This is a genomic window from Bradyrhizobium sp. AZCC 2176, assembly GCF_036924645.1.
Lineage (GTDB): Bacteria > Pseudomonadota > Alphaproteobacteria > Rhizobiales > Xanthobacteraceae > Bradyrhizobium.
In genome coordinates, this window is record NZ_JAZHRX010000001.1 from 6,355,595 (window position 1) to 6,375,856 (window position 20,262).

Sequence of the window (20,262 nt, forward strand, 5' to 3'; positions counted from 1 at the left end):
GTGATCGCCACATTCGGGAATATCCGCTTTGACTCCAACGCAGTAGCGCCACGGCATCATCATACTTATGATTTTATTGATCCATCTTTGGAACCAACCTTTCCAGAGTGCGTCGGTATAACGGTAGCTCGCTCCATTGGTGCTTTGATGGATCGGTTGTTGCGTTATTTTCTTGGCCAATTCATCCGCCGCGGCACAATGACGTTTACCGCTGCGAACGGGACCAGATTTACCTGCGGCGACGGAACCGGCCGTCCGGTGTCGGTGCGGTTCATGAACGAACGGACCCAGGTCCGGATCCTGCTCAATCCCGAACTGGCGCTCGGCGAAGCCTTCATGGACGGCAGCTTCGTGGTCGAGGACGGCTCGATCGCGGACGCGATGGAAATCCTTCTCGATCAGCCCGAAATGCTGCCGCGCTGGGCCAAGCTGCAATGGTGGCTGCGTTATTTCTTCAGACACTTCAGGCAATTCAATTGGCGCGGCCGGGCGAGAAATAACGTCGCCCATCACTACGACCTCGACGGACGGCTCTATTCCCTCTTCCTCGACGCCGACAAGCAATATAGTTGCGCCTATTTCGAAACGCCGGACACGACGCTCGACGATGCCCAGCTCGCCAAGAAACGTCACCTCGCCGCCAAGCTCCTGATCGGGCACGGCAACCGCGTGCTCGACATCGGCTCGGGCTGGGGCGGCCTTGGCCTCTATCTGGCCGAAATGACCGGCGCCGATGTCACCGGCATCACGCTGTCCTCGGAGCAATTGGCAGCCTCGAATGCCCGCGCCGCCGAAAAGAAGCTGACCGGATCGGCAAGATTCCTGCCGAGCGATTACCGCGATATTGCCGGCCGGTTCGACCGGATCGTGTCGGTCGGCATGTTCGAACATGTCGGCATCGACTTCTATGAAACCTATTTCCGGCGCTGCGCCGAACTTCTCACCGACGACGGTGTCATGGTGCTGCACTCAATCGGCCGCTCGACCGGGCCCGATGCGACGAGTCCGTGGATCACGAAATACATCTTCCCCGGCGGCTATATCCCCGCCCTTTCCGAGGTCATCCCCGCCATCGAGAAGGCGGGCCTTCTGGTCTGTGACATCGAAATCCTGAGGCTGCATTACGCGGAAACGCTGAAGGCGTGGCGCGACCGCTTCATGGCGCGGCGCGAAGAGGCCGTGCGTCTCTATGACGAGCGTTTTGCCCGCATGTGGGAATTTTATCTGGCGGCGTCGGAGATGTCGTTCCGGAAGCAGAACCTGATGAATTTCCAGATCCAGCTTGCCAAGCGACAGGGCATCGTGCCGATGACGCGCGATTACATTACGCGGGAAGAAGCACGGCTGCGCGGGATAGAACTCGGAAGGCAGCCACGGCTGCAGTTGGCGGGCGAATAGGCCGCCGCACTGGCGATGGCGTCAGTTTCGCAGGCTGTAAGCCGAGGCATCGGGCGTGCGAAACGATGCCGGACGGGCTAGTTGGGCTCGCAACGCCGCAAGCACCTGACCATCGCAGGGCACGGCGCGCAGTTCCGGGCGCGATATCTCTTCCATCGCGTCAATCAGCATCGATAGCCAGAGGCGTTGGCCGCTTGCCGATCGCCATCCCTGGATTTGCTGACCCATCGCCTGTCCTTCCGGTCCGCTACAACTGGCAACTCGAAGATCGCCGGCCCGTTCCCGATTTCGTAACCAATCCATTCTGCCGCGAAGAAAATCACACCCGATGTGATCTACTTCACAGAAGCCCCCGGCGGCCCGCCGTACACCTCCGCCATGAGCCGGCAGACCTACCCAGCCCCGTTCGATTCCGACATCAGGATCGACTACGCCTTGATCGCATTCGGCGTGGGCGCCGCCTTGTTCGCGTTCATCTACCTGCTCCTGGCTTGATCAACGCTTAAGACGCGGCTCGAAACCCTCGCCCGCGCTCGGATAGGTCTGTCCAAGTCATGGTAAGGTTCAGGCTCTCCTAAGATTTTGCCTAAGATTATCCTGGCATTTTCGGCGAAAGGCGTTCGAAACCCCGTCAAGGGGAGATGTCTACCGGCCGGGATTCGTTCACACCTCGCATGTGTGAATCGTGCATAAGGCGGCTTCACACTTTCACCGGGCCTGCGAGTGGCGCTTTATCGCCCCCCACTTTGGGGAATCGCGACCTTCCGGCGGAATCCCAACAACGCCAAGAATCTGAAGCATAATCCGACCCATGGCTCTGACTGATTCGAACGTTCTCAAACTCGCTCCCGACGCGGGAACTCCTGTTTACCGGAGCGCACCGCACAATATCGAGGCGGAGCAGAGCCTGCTGGGCGCCATCCTGGTCAATAACGACGCGTTCTACCGGGTTTCCGACTTTCTGGAGCCGAAGCACTTCTTCGAGCCGATCCATCAGACCATTTTCGAGACCGCTGGCAGCCTGATCCGGATGGGCAAGGTCGCCACGCCCGTGACGTTGAAGACGTTCCTGCCCGCGGATACCGATATCGGCGGCATGACGGTTGGCCAATACCTTGCGCGCCTTGCCGCCGAGGCCACCACCATCATCAATGCGCAGGACTACGGCCGGACCATCTACGACATGTCGCTGCGACGCGACCTGATCCGGATCGGCGAGGACATGGTCAATGTCGCCTTCGACGCGCCGGTGGACTTTGCCCCGCGCGCCCAGATCGAGGATGCCGAGCGCCAGCTTTATGAACTCGCCGAGTCCGGCCGTTACGACGGCGGCTTCCAGCGCTTCTCGCAGGCGCTGACCACCGCCGTCGACATGGCGGCCAAGGCCTTCCAGCGTGACGGAAGTCTGTCGGGCGTCGCTACCGGCTTACGCGACCTCGACATCAAGATGGGCGGGCTGCAGGCTTCCGACTTGATCATCGTCGCCGGCCGCCCCGGCATGGGCAAGACGGCGCTCGCCACCAACATCGCCTACAATATCGCCAAGGCGCATCGCGCCGAGGTGCAGCCCGACGGCACGATGAAAACCGTCAATGGCGGCATCGTCGGCTTCTTCTCGTGCGAAATGTCGGCCGAACAGCTCGCCACCCGTATTCTGGCCGAACAGACCAGCATCGCCTCCAGCATGATCCGCCGTGGCGGCATCAGCGAGGCCGATTTCGAAAAGATCCGCGACTATTCGATCGAGTTGCAGTCGCTGCCGCTTTACGTCGACGAAACCGGCGGCCTGTCGATCTCGCAGCTCACGGCGCGGGCGCGCCGGCTGAAGCGGCAGAAGGGTCTCGACATGATCGTGATCGACTACATCCAGCTTCTGCAAGGCTCAGGCAAGAAGTCTGATAATCGCGTGCAGGAAGTGACTGAAATTACCACCAGCCTCAAGGCGCTCGCCAAGGAACTCAACGTTCCGATCATCGCGCTGTCGCAGCTATCGCGTCAGGTCGAAAACCGTGATGACAAGCGGCCCCAACTGGCCGATTTGCGCGAATCCGGTTCGATCGAGCAGGACGCCGACGTCGTGATCTTCGTGTACCGCGAGGAATACTACCTCGCCAACAAGGAGCCGCGTATCGGCACCCCCGAATACGAAAAATGGCAGCTCGACATGTCGCTGGTGCACGGCAAGGCCGAAATCATCATCGGCAAGCAGCGCCACGGCCCCACCGGCACGGTGGAAGTGCAGTTCGAGGGTCAGTTTACCCGGTTCAGCGATCTGGCGCAGGACGGCAATCTACCGGATCGCGGCTATTGAGCACCGAGCACAGTTGAACCGCCGCGTTCGGCCGCGTAAAACTGTGGCATGAACGTGGCCCCCGATCCCAAGTCCATTCCACAAGGCACCCTGCTCTCGCCCCAGGCGAACCAGGCTGCCGTGCTCGCGACCGCAACCGGCGTGCTGACGGTCGATCTCGACGCCATTGTCGCGAACTGGCGCAAGCTCGAGAAGACCGCGGTGCCGGCCGAATGCGCAGGCGTCGTCAAGGCGGACGCCTATGGTTGCGGCGCCGAACAGGTCGCGCGGGCGCTTGCTGCCGCCGGTTGCAAGACGTTCTTTGTCGCCACCCTCGATGAGGCGCGCTTGGTTCGCGCCGCAGCGCCCGCGGCCGCAATCTACGTGCTCGACGGCTTCTTCCAGAACACCGGCGAGGCCTACGCCAGGATCGACTGCAAGCCCGTGATCGGCGACCTCAACGAGCTCGCCGAATGGGACGTGTTCTGCCGCCGCTCGGGTTGGTCGGGCGGAGCGGCGATTCACATCGATACCGGCATGAACCGGCTCGGACTGACCGTCACCGAGGCGCAGGGCATCATCCCGCGCATCAACGCCGGCGACCACGGCATTACGCTCGTGATGAGCCACCTCGCCTCTGCGGAATTGCTCAACAATCCCGCCAACGCCCGCCAGCTCACGGCCTTCCGCGAGATCGCGAGCCTGTTTTCCGGCGTACCGGCATCGCTGGCGAATTCGTCCGGTGTTTTCCTGGGCGCCCAATTCCAGTTCGACGTGGTGCGGCCGGGTTGTGCGCTCTACGGCATCAATCCGACGCCGGAAGCCGACAATCCGATGCAGCCGGTCGTCGAATTGAAGGCGCGAATCGTGCAGATCCGCAACGTCGAACGCGGCGATACCGTCGGCTATGGCGGCACCTGGACGGCGCGACGCCCGACCAGAATAGCCGTCGTTTCCGCGGGCTACGCCGACGGCTATTTCCGCGCCGCCAGCGCCAATGACGGCACCCGTGGCGCGGAGGTGGTGGTTGCCGGCAGGCGGTGCCCGGTCGCGGGGCGGATTTCGATGGACCTGACGGCGGTCGACGTCACCGATCTCGACAAGAACGCCGTGCGGCGCGGCCATATGGTGACGCTGATCGGCGAAGGAATCACGGTCGACGAGCTCGCCCACCATTTCGGCACTATCGGCTACGAAGTGCTGACCAGCCTCGGCAAGCGCTACGCGCGAATCTACAAGGGCGGGAATGCCACTGCAGAGCCCCCTGCTCCGCCTCCAGCGGAGCCGGCCGCTGCTTCCACCTAATTCTTCGTTCCTGGTGTTCGTTCGCAACACCTCATGGCGAGGTGCGTCTTACTGTGCCTTCCGGCTAGCCAACACTTTCTTGCAGGCGTCGCTGAGCTGAGGAAGCTGCTTGTTAAGGCACGCGACGACACGGCCGCCGCCGGGCAGCGTGCCGGCGCAATATTTGTCATAGTCCGCCTTGCAGGCGCCGCGCTGGTCGGTTTGAGCAATTGCGGATCCGGAGCATCCAATGGCGAGTACGAGAACGGCGAAGCGTAGTTTCGACATGGAATCTCCAGATGTCAGGCGAAGCATAGTGATGCCGGGCTAGCTCTACATGAAGATCGCGACCTTCAACATTAATAATGTCAACCGCCGCCTGCCGAACCTGTTGCGCTGGCTGCGTGCGGCTAAACCCGATGTCGTCTGTCTGCAGGAACTGAAATCGACCGATGCCGAGTTCCCGATTCTGGCAATCGAGAAGGCCGGCTATGGCGCGGTGTGGCGCGGACAAAAGACCTGGAACGGCGTCGCCATCCTGGCGCGGAGCGCCGAGCCGGTGTTGACCCGGACCGCGCTGCCCGGCGATCGGAATGATAACGAGGCGCGCTATATCGAAGCCGCCGTCAACGGCGTCGTCGTCACCAGCATCTATCTGCCGAACGGCAACCCGCAGCCCGGACCGAAATTCGAATATAAGCTCGACTGGTTCAAACGGCTGCGGTCACATGCCGGCAAATTGCTCAAGCAGGACATCCCGGTGGTGCTGGCCGGTGACTACAATGTCGCGCCGACCGTATCAGATATATATCCGACGAAATCCTGGGACAACGACGCGCTGATCCAGCCTAAGAGCCGCGCGGCCTTCAAGGCGCTGGTGGACCAAGGCTGGACGGACGCGATCCGGACACTTCATCCGTCGAAACCGATGTTCACGTTCTGGGACTACAAACGCAACCGCTGGCCGCGCGACGCCGGATTGCGGCTCGATCATCTGCTGCTGAGCCCACAGATTGCGCCGCGCCTGATCAAGGCGGGCGTCGACCGCGCGGTGCGGGGCGAAGAAGGCGCGAGCGACCACGCGCCGGCGTGGATCGTGCTCCGGTAGGCAGGGCTTATGCCGGCCGGCTGGCAGTTTCTTTCGCACTGCGAACCAGGGATTGTTATGCTTCGCGCAAGCCGCAAAGCAGGCAATGACGGGAGGAACGCGCGTGGGAATCTTGAAGACGGTCGCGACGGCGGCAGCACTTCTTTGTGCGCTTGTGAATTCTGGTGCGGCCGCTGACGAAGACTACCCTTCCCGTCCGATCACGCTGACACACGGCTTCGGTGCCGGCGGCAACGCGGATGCGATCACCCGTATCGTCGCCGATGGCCTTTCCCGGCGGCTTGGCAAACCCGTCGTCGTGGAAGCCCGTCCGGGCGCCGGCGGCAACATTGCGTCAGATCGCGCCGCAAAAGCCGCGCCGGACGGCTATACACTGATCATGCTGACGGGGGGCCACGCGGTTTCAGCGGCGATGTACAAGGCGCTGCCGTTCAATCCGGTCGAGGATTTCCAGATGATTTCGACGGTGGTCTTCTTTCCCTTCGTCGTTGCCGTCAAATCGAACCACCGGCTTCAGACGCTGGCGGATTTGATTGCTGAGGCGAAAGCCAAACCGGACACGCTGACTTATAGCTCGGTCGGCGTCGGATCGACGCAACATCTGGCCGGCGAATTGCTGTCGTCGATGGGCGGCATCAAAATGATCCATGTGCCCTACAAAGGCGGCGGCGGCCCCATCAACGACCTCCTCGGCGGCCAGATCGATATTCTGATCGACACACTGACCATCACTGCTCCGCAGCTTGCGGCCGGCACGATACGAGGCCTCGGTGTGACCAGCGAGAAACCGTGGTTTTCGATTCCCGACGTGCCACCGATCGGCACCGTGATTCCGGGTTACGAGGTTCGATCCTGGCTCGGCATCGCGACCAGCAAGAAGGTTCCTCCACCCGTGGTCGACAAGCTCAATCGCGAATTGCGCGCGGTTCTCGAAATGCCCGACATCAAGGGCAAGCTCCAGGCCATGGGAAACGAGGTCCGCAGCGGTTCGCCCGACGACATGCGCGGCATGATCATCTCCGAGATTTCCCGCTGGAAACGGGTGATCGACACCGCGGGAATTCCGAGACAATGACCGCCACTTAGCGGATCAGCCCTTGCGGGTGTGTCCCCAGGCGACGTCCCAATCCTCGCCGGCGGCATCGATGACGCGGCCATCCGCCTCGAAGAACTTGTTCGGCACCTGGAAGATCGCGAGCATCAGTCCTCCTTCCGGACACCAGGCGACATGGCGGCTGCCCTCCTCGCGCCAGATGAATTCGCCGGCCTTGCATTCGATGCCCTTCGCCGGGCCTTCCTTGTCGACGAGCGATCCTTCGAGCACGTAGGTCTGCTCGATGTTGACGTGTTCGTGGTCGGGCAGCACCGCGCCCGGCGCGAACCGCATCAGCGCGGTCATCAGGCCGGTCTTGCGATCGAACAGCAGCGTCTTGGCTTCGCAGCCGGGGAAACGGGTCTTCTGCCATTCCATGCTGTCGGGGCGAACCAGGTGGGAATGCACATCTGCGGTCTGTGCGCCCTTCGGGGTCACGGCGTTCATGGCGATCCTCCGTTCTGCTTGTTTTGACGCGATCCTAGCAGTTTTGCCTTGGGCCGCCAGCCGGCAGGCGTGCGCTGCGGTGGGCTTGTCTTGCTCAACCCCGCCGCCGACGATAGGATCGTCATACCTGCCACTCCCGGGAGTCGCGGCTGAAAATGGCAGCTCTGCAACATTCGCTTATCTGCAAAGGGTGCTGGGAGCAGATGCATGTGCCGGTGCTGCTTCGCGGCGTGGCCGCGGCGCCGTTTCGCGCATTCGGCATTCGGCCGAGCCGGATGAATCCCAACACCTGCACCATTTGCGAACTGATGTTCACGAAGGTGATGCGGGCCCGCAAGATCACCATCGATGCGACCATCATGTTCGCCGATCTGCGGGGCTACACCAGTCTGTCGCAGTCGCAATCGGCGGACGCCGTTTCAGGCCTGCTCGACGCATTCTACGACGAATGTGCAAGTGCGATCTGGCAGCATGACGGGCTCCTCAACAAGACGATCGGCGACGCGGTCATGGCGGTCTTCAATTTTCCGCTGAAGCGCGAGCAGCATGCCCGAAGCGCCGTGCTTGCGGCGCGCGACATTCAGAGGAACTGGCGCGACCGCCGCGAAGCCCTGGTTGCCGCGCACGGCCTCCCTGCGAGCGAACTGGGCATCGGCATCGGCATCCATTCCGGCGAACTCAGCTTTGGCGAGTTCGGCCACTCGCACCGTGATCTGACGGCGATCGGCACCGTCGTCAACACCGCCTCCCGGGCCCAGTCGGTCGCCGAAGCCGACCAGATCCTGGTGACGAAGGCCGTGTTTGACCGCGCCCAACCGGATTTGAAGGACAGCCCCTCCAAGGCATTTCAGCTCAAGGGATTCGACGTCCCGATCGAGCTTTACGCCGCGTAGCCTGAGCTGGTGGCCCCTGCTGTCATCACAATAGCAGTTTCCCTTGATCAGCACGATCGGCTCCTTTCCGAGTGATATTTAGGCTCGTAACCTGAGCCTGCTGCCACCATGATGTCGGCATCAGGGAATCGCGAAAGACTGCAGCTTGGGTTTCCTCTTCGTCCTCATTGTCGGCCTGCTCGCCGGCACCATCTCCGGCATTGTCGGCACGGGCTCGTCGATCATGCTGATGCCGGTGCTGGTCTATCAATACGGGCCGAAGGAAGCCGTTCCGATCATGGCGGTCGCGGCTGTGATGGCGAACTTCTCGCGCATTCTCGCCTGGTGGCGCGAGGTCGACTGGCGCGCCTGCCTTGCCTATTCGGTCACGGGGATTCCGGCAGCGGCGTTGGGCGCGCGGACGTTGCTCGTGCTGCCCTCCCACGCCGTCGATATCGCAATCGGCCTGTTTCTCATCGCGATGGTGCCAGTACGGCACTGGCTCGCGCGCCATCAACTTAAAGCACGCCTCTGGCACCTGTCGGTCGGTGGCGCCATCATCGGCTATCTGACGGGCATCGTGGTTTCGACCGGGCCGCTTAGCGTGCCGCTGTTTCTGTTTTACGGGCTGACCAAGGGCGCCTTCCTCGCCACCGAAGCCGCAAGCTCGCTCGGCCTGTATCTGAGCAAGTCCGTCACGTTCGAACGCTTCGGCGCGCTGACGCCCGACGTCGCGCTGAAGGGCCTGATCGCTGGCTCCTCCCTGATGTTCGGCGCCTTCATCGCCAAACGCTTCGTGCTGCATCTTCAGCCCGACGTCTTTCGGCTCCTGATGGACGCCATCATGGTGGTAGCCGGCCTTTCGCTGCTGTGGACGGCATTTTCCTAAGGATTCGGCGAAACCTAACCGCTCTGCCTGAACCATTCCCCATCAACGGCCGACCAAGTGACGCGTGTCACATCCGTTCGGCGAATGACCATAGATCAATGCCGCGAACGGATTCGCATCACCCACGTCTGGAGAGACTTAAAATGCCCAGGGGAACCATCGGCGCCATTATCGCCGTCATTGTCGTCGCCATCATTGCTGCGGGAAGCTGGTACACCGTCGATCAGACCGAGCGCGGCGTGAAGCTGCGCTATGGGGCTGTGATCGGCACTGCGCAGCCAGGCCTGGGCTTCAAGGTCCCGCTGATCGACACCGTGGAGAAGGTCAGCGTCAAGACCTTCACCTATGCCTGGGACAAGATGAACTCCTACTCCTACGACCAGCAGCCCGCCGACCTCAAGATCAGCGTCACCTTGCGTGCCTCGCCGGACAAGGTTGCCGATCTCTATGCCAAGTTCGGCGGACTGGACACCGCGGTCAAACAGGTGGTCAGCCCGGCCGTCAATCAGCAGGTCAAGATCGTGTTCGGCCGCTACACGGCGGTGAAGGCGATCCAGGAGCGCGGGCCGCTGAACTCCGCGATCAAGGACGCCATCACGGCGTCGCTGAAAGATGACCCGATGATCATGATCGAGAGCGTCCAGCTCGAAAACATCGAGTTCAGCGCGAACTATCTGCACTCGATCGAGCAGCGCATGCTGGCCGAGGTCGAGGTGCAGAAGCTGCAGCAGAACGCCGAGCGCGAAAAGGTACAGGCACAGATCACCGTCACACAGGCGACCGCCAAAGCCAACGCGGTCCGCGCCGAGGCCCAGGCCAGCGCCGACGCGCTGCGGCTGAACGGCGAAGCGCGGGCGACCAATATCAGGATAACAGGCGAAGCTGAAGCCGCCGCCATCGAAGCCCGCGCCAAGGCGCTCGGCACCAACCCGAACCTCGTCACGCTCGTGCAGGCCGAACGCTGGAACGGCGCGCTGCCGACCACCATGGTGCCGGGCTCGTCAGTACCGTTCGTGTCGGTGAAATAGAACCGAAGCTTGTCGTATGGCAGCGCCCGAGACGGTGCCGGACGCCGTCGTTACGTCCCGTATTTGAGACCGAATGATGCGGAAGCGGCGAATCGCTGGCGGCCGCTGATACACAACGCAACGGAAAGTGTTCGACTATTTCGTGCGCACATCCCTTTCATGCCGGGCATTATGTTTAAATGCGCGAACCCTGATCTTTCCCGGAATTGAAATTGTTCTTTCCCGGAATTGAAATTGTGTGCGCACTGATTTTTGACTTCGACGGCGTCATCGCCGACAGCGAGGCGATTGCCAATACCGTTCTGGCGGAAACTATTACCAGGCTCGGTCATTCAACGACGCTCGACGAGGCGCTCACCCGCTATTCAGGTCGGAGGTGGGACGAAGCCGTGGCGGAGATCGAAGCGGCGATCGGACGGCCGCTGCCTTCCGATTTTTCCGGCCGGCTCAAGCTCGCGACGCTGAACCGGTTCCGAACGGATTTGAAGGAAGTGAGCGGGGCGACAGATTTCATCAGACGTTTTGCCCACATCCCCCGATGCATCGCCTCCTCCAGCTCGATTGATCGCCTGCAGCTGTGCCTTTCGGTGTTGGCCTTGGAAGCGGAATTCGGCAGTCATGTTTTCAGCGCCGACATGGTCGCGCGAGGCAAGCCGCACCCGGACATTTTTCTGTTCGCCGCAGGCAAATTGGGCGTGCGCCCGGACGAGTGTCTCGTGATCGAAGACAGCGCCGGCGGGATCCGGGCGGCCGTTGCCGCCGGCATGACGGTCGTCGGCCTGTGCGCAGCCAGTCACATTCGCGAAGGCCATGATCTCAAGCTGCGCGATGCCGGGGCCGTGCATCTAGCGCATTCATGGTCGGACGTCGAACGTTTCGCCCTTCACTTTTTCAACAGCTAGTACGCACGCCCTCCGATGGTATCATGCCGGCGTGAACGGTGCCCTGTGCCGTGGCATGGGGCATCATCCGATACATTCAGTTTGGGGACGAGCGTCTTGAGCGCATTGGCGGAAACGGCTGAGATCACAAATCTCCGGAACGAAGCGGCCGGACGAGCCGACGCCCAGCAAGAGACCCAGAAGTTCGCTGAAGCGGCGATTGCGGACAGCAAGCGCCAGGGTCTCTTGCTCGCTGTCCGGGCCCGCTGGGTCGCGCTGGCAGTGATTGCCGTTACCTTGCCGATCATCAACCCGAACTGGGACGTGATCTACTACATCGTGATGCTCGGCTTTTTTGCCTTGATCGGCTGGGCCCAACTCAAGGTCGGCAAAGTGGGGCGTTCGCAGCCGGAGCTTTTCCTGATCTTTTGCGATCTGGCGTTAATCACCCTCCTCACCGTCGTGCCCAATCCGCTGAGTGCCGAGAACTGGCCGGTCGGCATGCAATTCCGGTTCGAGACTTTCATCTATTTCTTTGTCTTCCTGGCAACGGCGACCCTTGCCTATTCGTGGCGTACGGTGGTCGCGATGGGCTTCTGGACCTCGGCTGTGTGGGCGATCGGCGTCGGCTGGGCCTACCTGCAGCCCGAAACCCACGCCGAGTTGTCGGAACGCGTACGAGCCGCTGTCGGCTCCGACGTCAGAATGTTCGACGTCATCAACCCCGCCGCGATCGGCATTCCGGCGCGATTCCAGGAAATCACGGTATTCATGATCGTCGCCATGACGTTGGCGCTGGCGGTGCGCCGTTCCAACGCCCTGCTGATCAGCCACGCCGGAATAGAACGCGAGCGGGCCAACCTGGCGCGGTATTTTTCGCCCAATGTCGTCGAGCAATTGTCTGGAAATGACGAACCTCTCAAGCAGGTTCGAACCCAGAATGTTGCAGTACTGTTTGCCGACATCGTCGATTTCACCGCCTATACGGATGGCCGAAGCCCGATGGAGGTGATCGGGACACTGCGATTATTTCACGAGCGGATGGAACGGGAGGTGTTCCGGCATGGCGGCACGCTGGACAAGTACCTTGGCGACGGATTGATGGCGACGTTCGGCACGCCCTCCGCCAGCGATTCGGACGCCGGAAACGCGCTGCGCTGCGCGCAGGCCATGATCGCGTCGATCGGCGAGTTCAATCGCGAACGAAAAAATCGCGGCGAGCCGTCGATCAGGATCAGCGTCGGCCTGCATTACGGCCAAGTCGTGCTTGGCGATATCGGCTTGAACCGGCTCGAATTCGCGGTCATCGGAACCACCGTGAATGCGGCAAGCCGCCTTGAATCACTTACCCGCGAGCTTGGCTGCGCCATGATAGCCAGCGACGACCTGGTACGGCAGGCGCGCGCGGAAGCCAGCAGTTCGGACGCCGACTTCGTGCAACTGGCCGCACAGCCGCCACGGACGATTCGCGGTCTCGAGCAGCCGGTCGGCATCTGGACGTGTGCCGACAACAATTCCTGATACCCGAATGCGATAAGGCGCTCGCAAGCTCTCTATCGCGTAGCGCTGCTTTTTTTCATGCTATGAAGATCGGCCCGTTTCACCGAGACTGCGACTCACTCCCCATCATGGCCAAATCCACTCTCTCCTTTGTCTGCCAGAACTGCGGCGCGGCGTATAACCGCTGGCAGGGCAAGTGCGAGTCCTGCGGCGAGTGGAACACGCTGGCCGAGGAGGACACGACCGGCAGCGTGCCGGTGTCGATCCGTTCAAAGCGCCGGGGCCGGACGTTTGCGCTGGAATCACTGACCGGCAAGAGCAACGACGCCCCCCGCCTGTCCTCCGGCATGACGGAGCTCGATCGCGTCACTGGCGGCGGTTTTGTGCGCGGCTCGGTGCTTCTGGTCGGCGGCGATCCCGGCATCGGCAAATCGACTTTGTTGACGCAGGCCACCAGCATGCTGGCCCGCGCCGGGCATCGCGCGGTCTATATTTCGGGCGAAGAGGCCGTGGCGCAGGTGCGGCTGCGCGCCGAGCGGCTCGGCCTGGCGGATGCGCCGGTGCAGCTCGCCGCCGAAACCTCGGTCGAGGACATCGTCTCGACCCTCTCGGAGGGCGCGGTGCCGCGCCTGATCGTGATCGATTCGATCCAGACCATGTGGACCGACACGGTGGAATCCGCGCCGGGAACGGTGACACAGGTCCGCGCCTCGGCGCAGTCCCTCATCCGTTTCGCCAAGAAATCCGGTGCCGCAATCATCCTCGTCGGGCACGTCACCAAGGACGGCCAGATCGCGGGCCCCCGTGTGGTCGAGCATATGGTCGACGCGGTGTTGTCGTTCGAGGGCGAAGGCTCGCAGCAGTTCCGCATCCTGCGCGCGGTCAAAAATCGATTCGGCCCGACCGATGAAATCGGCGTGTTCGAAATGACGGGCCTGGGCCTTCGCGAGGTCTCCAACCCCTCCGAATTGTTCCTTTCTGAACGCGACCTGGGCAGCCCGGGCACAGCGGTCTTTGCCGGGATCGAAGGCACCCGCCCGGTCCTGGTGGAATTGCAGGCATTGGTGGCCCCGACCACGCTCGGCACCCCTAGGCGGGCGGTGGTCGGCTGGGATCCGAGCCGGCTGTCGATGGTGCTGGCGGTGCTGGAAGCCCATTGCGGGGTCAAATTGTCCGGCTACGACGTCTATCTGAACGTAGCTGGCGGCTTGCGGATCCAGGAGCCCGCAGCCGATCTCGCGGCGGCAGCCGCCCTGGTGTCCTCCTTGGTGAACGCACCGTTACCGACTGATGCGGTTTATTTCGGCGAGATTTCGCTCTCGGGCGCGGTCCGGCCGGTGGCACAGACTTCGGCCCGGTTGAAAGAGGCCGTGAAACTGGGATTTGGCCGTGCCGTTCTGCCCGAATCGGCCCGTGGCGAGGTGGGCTCCGATGGCGGTCTGACGCTGAACAGCGTCGGCGGGTTGACCAGCCTGGTTGCCGAAATCGCCGCGCGCGGCACGCCGAGAAGCAACCGGGACACCAATCGCGAGGGTGCGGCAGAGAAAAATGCCACACCGGCGCGATTCCGTCGTGAAAACAGCTAAAGCGGCGTGACGCGCCCCGCCCTCGCCGCTATACAACGCGCGCGAAAGGCGAGCGGGATGGCGCGATATCCGGCCTTGCGGGATGCGCCGTCTGCCCCTCATTTGGGGTGACCCTGACCCGTCGATTCGCTGCTTGAGAACTTACGAGCGGACCTGACCAGCCGATGCCGATAACGATACTCGATCTCGTCCTGCTCGGAGTAATGCTGATTTCGGGGCTGCTCGCCATGGTGCGCGGCTTCATGCGCGAAATCCTGTCGATCGCAGCATGGGGCGCGGCGGCGCTGGTGACGCTTTATGCTTTCTCGAAGCTGCTGCCGACCGCCAAGACTTATTTCAATAACGACACGGTGGCTTCCGTGGTAGTGGTGGCCGGCACCTTCATCGGCACCCTGATCGTGGTCTCCGTCATCACGGTGCGGATTTCGGACATGATTCTGGATTCCCGGATCGGCGCGCTGGATCGCACGCTCGGCTTCCTGTTTGGGTTGGGTCGCGGCCTTTTGATCGTGGTGGTCGCCTTCCTGTTCTTTAGCTGGCTGGTCCCAGACAAGCAGCGGCCGGACTGGATCACCAACGCGAAGTCCCGAACAGTGCTGGATGGAACCGGGCAATGGTTAATGTCGCTCTTGCCTGACGACCCCGAGAACACCATCTTAAAGAGATTCAAGAAGAATAAACCGGAAGACGATCAAACTGACGCCGACCAGGCAGCGCCTGCGTCCGGCGATGGCTACAGCAAACCTGCCCGTGACAGCCTTAAAAAGCTGATCGAGAAACCCGCGGGCCGCTAATTCTGGCCAAAAGAGAGGCGATGGACGCGATGCAAAACCCTTCCGATCCCGCCGGCCAACTCGACCCGAATGCTGGCATCGAGTTGCAGGACGATCTCGAAGGCGACACGCTACGCGAGGAATGCGGTGTGTTCGGTATTTTCGGCCACCCCGAGGCCGCCGCCATCACCGCCCTCGGACTACACGCCCTCCAACATCGCGGCCAGGAAGCCGCCGGCATCGTCTCCTTCGACGGCAGCCGCTTCCATTCCGAACGCCGCCTCGGCCTCGTCGGCGACACCTTCTCCCGTCGCGAAGTGATCGAGCGCCTGCCCGGCATCGTAGCCGTCGGTCATGTCCGCTACTCCACGACCGGCGCCACCATCCTGCGCAATGTGCAGCCGCTGTTCGCCGAACTCAATGCCGGCGGTTTCGCGGTCGGCCACAACGGCAACCTCACCAATGGCCTGACGCTCCGCCGCGAACTGGTCAAGGGCGGCGCGATGATGCAGTCGACCACCGACACCGAGGTCATTCTGCATCTGGTGGCGCAATCCAAGCGCGGCCGTTTCATCGACCGCTTCATCGAGTCGCTGCGTGCGATCGAAGGCGCTTACGCACTGGTCGCGCTCACCAACAAGAAGCTGATCGGGGCGCGTGATCCGCTCGGCATCCGCCCGCTGGTGCTCGGCGATCTCGACGGCCATCCGATCCTGACCTCGGAGACCTGTGCGCTCGACATGATCGGCGCCAAATATGTCCGCGACATCGAGCCCGGCGAAATCATCGTGTTCGACGAGGCCGGTGCGCACAGCCACAAGCCGTTCCCGCCGAAGCCGCCGCGGCCCTGTATCTTCGAATACATCTATTTCTCGCGGCCGGACTCCATCGTCGGCGGCCGCTCGGTCTACGACGTCCGAAAAGCCTTCGGCGCGCAGCTCGCCCGCGAAAGCCATGTCGAGGTCGACGTCGTGGTGCCGGTGCCGGATTCCGGCGTGCCCGCCGCGCTCGGTTACAGCCAGCATTCCGGCGTGCCGTTCGAACTCGGCATCATCCGTAACCACTATGTCGGCCGCACCTTCATCCAGCCGACGCAGAGCGTGCGCGAACTCGGCGTGCGCATGAAGCATTCGGCCAACCGCACCGCGATCGAAGGCAAGCGCATCATCCTGATCGACGACTCGCTGGTACGCGGCACCACGTCGAAGAAGATCGTGCGCATGATGCGCGACGCCGGCGCGCGCGAAGTGCATTTCCGGCTCGCTTCGCCCCCGATCCTGTATCCCGACTATTACGGCATCGACCTGCCCGACCGCGGCGGACTTCTGGCTGCCACCCATTCGCTGGAAGAGATGCGCGACATCATCGGCGCGGACTCGCTGGCGTTCCTGTCGATCGACGGCATGTACCGCGCGATGGGCGAACCCGGCCGCGATCCAGCCAATCCGAAATTCTCGGACCACTGCTTCACCGGCGCCTATCCGACCCACCTCACCGACCAGACCCAGGTCGAGCCGCAGCCCCGGCAATTGTCGCTGCTGGCGGAGGCGAGTTGAGGGGTCTCAACCGTCGTCCCTGCGAACGCAGGGACCCATAGCCACCGGCCGTCGTTTTTCGGAGGCCATTTGATACGAATACCTTCCGCCTCATAGCCGTCACGGCGTATGGGTCCCTGCGTTCGCAGGGACGACGACGATAGAGTTTACTTCAATGCCCCAACCCCTCGCCTCCCGCATCGCCCTCGTCACCGGCGCCTCACGGGGCATCGGCCATGCCACAGCGCGCGCGCTCGCCCGCGCCGGTGCGCATATCGTTGCCGTCGCGCGCACGCAAGGCGGCCTTGAGGAGCTCGACGACGAGATCCGGAAAGACGGCGGCAGCGCCACGCTGGTGCCGCTCAACCTCACCGATTTCGACGGCATCGCGCGGCTCGGTGCGGCGCTGTATGAGCGCCACGGCAAGCTCGACATTCTCGTCGGCAATGCCGGCATCGCCGGTCCCTCCTCGCCGCTCGGCCATATCGAACTAAAACCCTGGAACGACGTGATGGCGGTGAACGTCACCGCGAACTTCCAGCTCATCCGCTGCATGGACCCACTGCTCAGGGTCTCGGACGCCGGCCGCGCCGTATTCGTGACCTCGGGCGCCGCCAGCAAGGCGAACGCCTATCAGGGTCCCTACGCGGCCTCGAAGGCCGCGCTGGACACGCTGGTGCGCTCCTGGGCCAACGAGACCGTGAGCACCAAACTGCGCGTCAACCTGTTCAGCCCCGGCCCGATCCGCACCCGCATGCGCGCGAGCGTATTTCCCGGCGAAGACCCGATGACGCTGGATACGCCGGAGCAGGCGGCGGAATTCATCGTGCCGATGTGCGCGCCCGACTGGAACGAAACCGGCAAATTGTATGACTACAAGACTCGCACGCTGATGAGTTTCCGCGCGCCGGAGTGAGCTTGCGAGTCGCTGCGCTCGCAATGCCGATGTCAAACCGTTGACTCCTCTTCGTCCCCGCGATTGACTGCCCTCCCAAGCGGGACGACCCGCCAAGAAAAAACATCGGGAGGCACCTATGACGCCGACGCGTAATCGCGCCCGCCAAAATCTCTGCAGAGCCATTTCCGCCTGCTTCACCGCCACTATGTTGATTGGGACGCCCACGCTGTCACACGCCGGCGACATCCCGACGTTTGCGGTCGATGCGTCCTGGCCAAAACCGCTGCCGAACAACTGGATCCTCGGTCAGGTCGGCGGCATCACCGTCGACGCGCAGGGCCACGTCTGGCTGATCCATCGTCCACGCTCGCTGACCGACGACGAAAAGGGCGCGACGCTAAATCCGCCTCGCTCTAAATGCTGCATCCCGGCGCCGCCGGTGCTCGAGTTCGATGCCGACGGCAACCTGCTGCGCTCCTGGGGCGGCCCCGGCGAAGGCTATGAATGGGTCGGCCGTGAACACGGCATCGAGGTGGATGAGAAAGGTTTCGTGTGGGTCGGCGGCAACGCCGACAACGACAATGCGATCCTGAAATTCACCCTCGACGGCAAGTTCGTAATGCAGATCGGCAAGATCGCACCGAGCAAGGGTTCTGGCGACACCACGCAGCTCGGCAAGCCCGCCGAGACCGCGATCGACAAGGATGCGAACGAAATCTTCGTCGCCGATGGCTACGGCAATCGCCGCATCATCGTGTTCGACGCCACGTCAGGTGCCTACAAGCGGCACTGGGGCGCTTATGGCAAACCGCCGAACGATGAGAAGCAACCGCCCTACGATCCCAAGGGACCGCCTCCGCAGCAATTCGCCAATCCCGTCCATTGCGTAAAGCTTTCCAATGACGGGCTGGTCTATGTCTGCGACCGCATCAACAACCGCATCCAGGTGTTCAGGAAAGATGGAACCTTCGTTAAGGAATGGTTTTACGAAAAGAGCACGCTCGGCAACGGCGCAGTGTGGGACATCGCGATCTGGCCCGATCCGAAGCAGACCTATTTGCTGAGCGCCGATGGCGAGAACAATGAAATCCGGGTGCTGAAGCGGGATGATGGTACCGTAGTCGGCAGTTTTGGGCGCAGCGGCCGCAATGCCGGGCAGTTCCACTGGATTCACGCCATGGCGGTGGATGCCAAGGGTAACGTCTATACCGCGGAGGTCGATACCGGCAAACGGATCCAGAAGTTCAAGCTGACCTCGGACGCGCTACGATAGGTGGATTGCCCGTCCCAGCGAGAAGGACTATCGCAAAGCCGCTGGCAGGTTCCGAAAAGAGAGCCGGCGAACAACCATTTCCGGAGGAATACCATGACGACCAGAATTGCGCGGCGCTTAGCCGCTTCCGTGGCGCTTGCCGCGCTCGGCCTCGCGACGCCGACATTGGCCCAGGACAAGACCGTCAAGATCGGCGTGCTGAACGACATGTCGAGCCTCTATGCCGACATCGGCGGCCCCAATTCGGTGGTTGCGGTCAAGATGGCGGTCGAGGATTCCGGCCTCAACAAGAAAGGCTGGAAGATCGAGGTGGTGAGCGGCGATCACCAGAACAAGCCTGATGTCGGCGTCAACATTGCGCGGCAGTGGATTGATACTGAGAAGGTCGATGCGATCGCCGACACGCCGAATTCCGGTGTCGCGCTGGCCGTCAGCAACCTCGTCAAGGAAAAGAACGCCGTGCTGCTCAACTCGGGTGCGGCGACCGCCGACCTCACCGGCAAGGCCTGCACGCCGAACACGATCTCGTTCACCTATGACACCTACATGCTGGCGACCGGTACCGGCAAGGCACTGACCAAGGCGGGCGGCGATAGCTGGTTCTTCCTCACCGCAGACTATGCCTTCGGTCACGCGCTCGAGCGCGATACATCGGCGGTCGTGACCGCCAACGGCGGCAAAGTGCTCGGCGGCGTGAAGCATCCGCTGAACACGTCCGACTTCTCGTCCTTCCTATTGCAGGCCCAGGCCTCCAAGGCGAAAGTCGTCGGCTTGGCCAATGCCGGCGGTGACACCACCAATGCGATCAAGCAGGCGTCCGAATTCGGGATCGTCGCGGCCGGCCAGAAGCTTGCCGCGCTGCTGCTGTTCATCAACGACGTGCATTCGCTGGGCTTGAAGACCGCACAAGGCCTGACGTTCACGGAATCCTTCTACTGGGACCTGAACGACCAGACGCGCGCCTGGTCGAAGCGGTTCTCGGCACAGGCCAACAAGAACGCAATGCCGTCCATGACGCAGGCCGGCAACTACGCCATGGTGCTGCATTATCTGAAGGCGATGGAAGCGCTCGGCGGCAATCCGCATGACGGCGCCAAGGTCGTCGCCAAGATGAAGGAATTGCCGACCGAGGATCCGCTGTTCGGTAAGGGCCCGCTGCGCGCCGACGGCCGCCGCCTCATCCCGGCCTATCTGTTCGAAGTGAAGAAGCCGGAAGAGTCGAAGGGACCGTGGGACTATTACAAGCAGATCGCCACGATCTCGGCGGAAGACGCTGCAAAGCCGCTCGAAGCCAGCGAGTGTCCGCTGGTGAAGAAGTAACGGCGTAGCAGGGAGCGTAAGGTGGGCAAAGGTGCACTTGCGCCGTGCCCACCGCCTCTGCGGATTTGATCGTGAACGGTGGGCACG

Annotated in this window: 19 protein-coding genes; 17 read left to right on the top strand and 2 right to left on the bottom strand. The window is 62.4% G+C overall.

The window, feature by feature from the left end; all coding sequences use genetic code 11:
* Window positions 1–147: 147 nt before the first annotated feature.
* The 4 genes from V1288_RS30085 (at window position 148) to alr (ending at window position 4,993) form a co-directional block, all read left to right on the top strand.
* Complete coding sequence (locus V1288_RS30085; RefSeq protein WP_334360471.1) at window positions 148–1,398, top strand: cyclopropane-fatty-acyl-phospholipid synthase family protein; 1,251 nt, start codon at window positions 148–150, stop codon at window positions 1,396–1,398.
* A gap of 330 nt (window positions 1,399–1,728) precedes the next feature.
* On the top strand, window positions 1,729–1,893 hold the full coding sequence (locus V1288_RS30090; protein ID WP_334361483.1) for a hypothetical protein: 165 nt from the start codon (window positions 1,729–1,731) through the stop codon (window positions 1,891–1,893).
* A gap of 316 nt (window positions 1,894–2,209) precedes the next feature.
* A complete protein-coding gene (locus tag V1288_RS30095; RefSeq protein WP_334360472.1) occupies window positions 2,210–3,709 on the top strand; it encodes a replicative DNA helicase in 1,500 nt (499 codons plus the stop codon).
* A 48-nt stretch (window positions 3,710–3,757) separates the two neighbouring features.
* Entirely contained in the window at window positions 3,758–4,993 is a 1,236-nt protein-coding gene (alr, locus tag V1288_RS30100; RefSeq protein WP_334360473.1) for an alanine racemase, read from the top strand.
* Between the two features lie 48 nt (window positions 4,994–5,041).
* On the opposite strand, the gene V1288_RS30105 is transcribed toward alr, so the two are convergent.
* Window positions 5,042–5,260 carry a cysteine rich repeat-containing protein gene (locus V1288_RS30105; RefSeq protein WP_334360474.1) on the bottom strand — a complete coding sequence of 73 codons (219 nt, stop codon included), beginning with the start codon at window positions 5,258–5,260 and terminating at the stop codon, window positions 5,042–5,044.
* Between the two features lie 49 nt (window positions 5,261–5,309).
* On the opposite strand from V1288_RS30105, the gene V1288_RS30110 reads away from it, so the two are divergent.
* Window positions 5,310–6,080, top strand: coding sequence for an exodeoxyribonuclease III (locus tag V1288_RS30110; protein WP_334360475.1), 771 nt, complete (start codon window positions 5,310–5,312; stop codon window positions 6,078–6,080).
* A 103-nt stretch (window positions 6,081–6,183) separates the two neighbouring features.
* Window positions 6,184–7,155, top strand: a complete 972-nt coding sequence (locus tag V1288_RS30115) for a tripartite tricarboxylate transporter substrate binding protein (protein ID WP_334360476.1) — start codon at window positions 6,184–6,186, stop codon at window positions 7,153–7,155.
* 15 nt (window positions 7,156–7,170) lie between these two features.
* On the opposite strand, the gene V1288_RS30120 is transcribed toward V1288_RS30115, so the two are convergent.
* Complete coding sequence (locus V1288_RS30120; protein WP_334360477.1) at window positions 7,171–7,620, bottom strand: cupin domain-containing protein; 450 nt, start codon at window positions 7,618–7,620, stop codon at window positions 7,171–7,173.
* Window positions 7,621–7,784: 164 nt separating this feature from the next.
* Between V1288_RS30120 and V1288_RS30125 the strand changes: the two genes are divergently transcribed.
* The 11 genes from V1288_RS30125 (at window position 7,785) to V1288_RS30175 (ending at window position 20,175) form a co-directional block, all read left to right on the top strand.
* Entirely contained in the window at window positions 7,785–8,513 is a 729-nt protein-coding gene (locus V1288_RS30125; protein ID WP_334361443.1) for an adenylate/guanylate cyclase domain-containing protein, read from the top strand.
* Window positions 8,514–8,658: 145 nt separating this feature from the next.
* Complete coding sequence (locus tag V1288_RS30130) at window positions 8,659–9,381, top strand: sulfite exporter TauE/SafE family protein (RefSeq protein WP_334360478.1); 723 nt, start codon at window positions 8,659–8,661, stop codon at window positions 9,379–9,381.
* Between the two features lie 143 nt (window positions 9,382–9,524).
* Window positions 9,525–10,409: a prohibitin family protein gene (locus tag V1288_RS30135; protein WP_334360479.1), complete on the top strand. Its 885-nt coding sequence runs from the start codon at window positions 9,525–9,527 to the stop codon at window positions 10,407–10,409.
* 212 nt (window positions 10,410–10,621) lie between these two features.
* Window positions 10,622–11,311 carry an HAD family hydrolase gene (locus tag V1288_RS30140; protein WP_334360480.1) on the top strand — a complete coding sequence of 230 codons (690 nt, stop codon included), beginning with the start codon at window positions 10,622–10,624 and terminating at the stop codon, window positions 11,309–11,311.
* 96 nt (window positions 11,312–11,407) lie between these two features.
* On the top strand, window positions 11,408–12,811 hold the full coding sequence (locus V1288_RS30145; protein WP_334360481.1) for an adenylate/guanylate cyclase domain-containing protein: 1,404 nt from the start codon (window positions 11,408–11,410) through the stop codon (window positions 12,809–12,811).
* 107 nt (window positions 12,812–12,918) lie between these two features.
* Window positions 12,919–14,376, top strand: a complete 1,458-nt coding sequence (gene radA / locus V1288_RS30150; protein ID WP_334361444.1) for a DNA repair protein RadA — start codon at window positions 12,919–12,921, stop codon at window positions 14,374–14,376.
* 164 nt (window positions 14,377–14,540) lie between these two features.
* Complete coding sequence (locus V1288_RS30155; protein WP_334360482.1) at window positions 14,541–15,170, top strand: CvpA family protein; 630 nt, start codon at window positions 14,541–14,543, stop codon at window positions 15,168–15,170.
* 29 nt (window positions 15,171–15,199) lie between these two features.
* Window positions 15,200–16,705, top strand: coding sequence for an amidophosphoribosyltransferase (gene purF, locus V1288_RS30160; RefSeq protein WP_334361445.1), 1,506 nt, complete (start codon window positions 15,200–15,202; stop codon window positions 16,703–16,705).
* Window positions 16,706–16,859: 154 nt separating this feature from the next.
* Window positions 16,860–17,600 (top strand): SDR family NAD(P)-dependent oxidoreductase, encoded by a 741-nt coding sequence (locus V1288_RS30165; RefSeq protein WP_334360483.1) that lies wholly within the window; start codon window positions 16,860–16,862, stop codon window positions 17,598–17,600.
* A gap of 187 nt (window positions 17,601–17,787) precedes the next feature.
* Window positions 17,788–18,855: a hypothetical protein gene (locus tag V1288_RS30170; protein ID WP_334361446.1), complete on the top strand. Its 1,068-nt coding sequence runs from the start codon at window positions 17,788–17,790 to the stop codon at window positions 18,853–18,855.
* A 93-nt stretch (window positions 18,856–18,948) separates the two neighbouring features.
* Window positions 18,949–20,175 carry an ABC transporter substrate-binding protein gene (locus V1288_RS30175; protein WP_334360484.1) on the top strand — a complete coding sequence of 409 codons (1,227 nt, stop codon included), beginning with the start codon at window positions 18,949–18,951 and terminating at the stop codon, window positions 20,173–20,175.
* Window positions 20,176–20,262 lie beyond the last annotated feature (87 nt).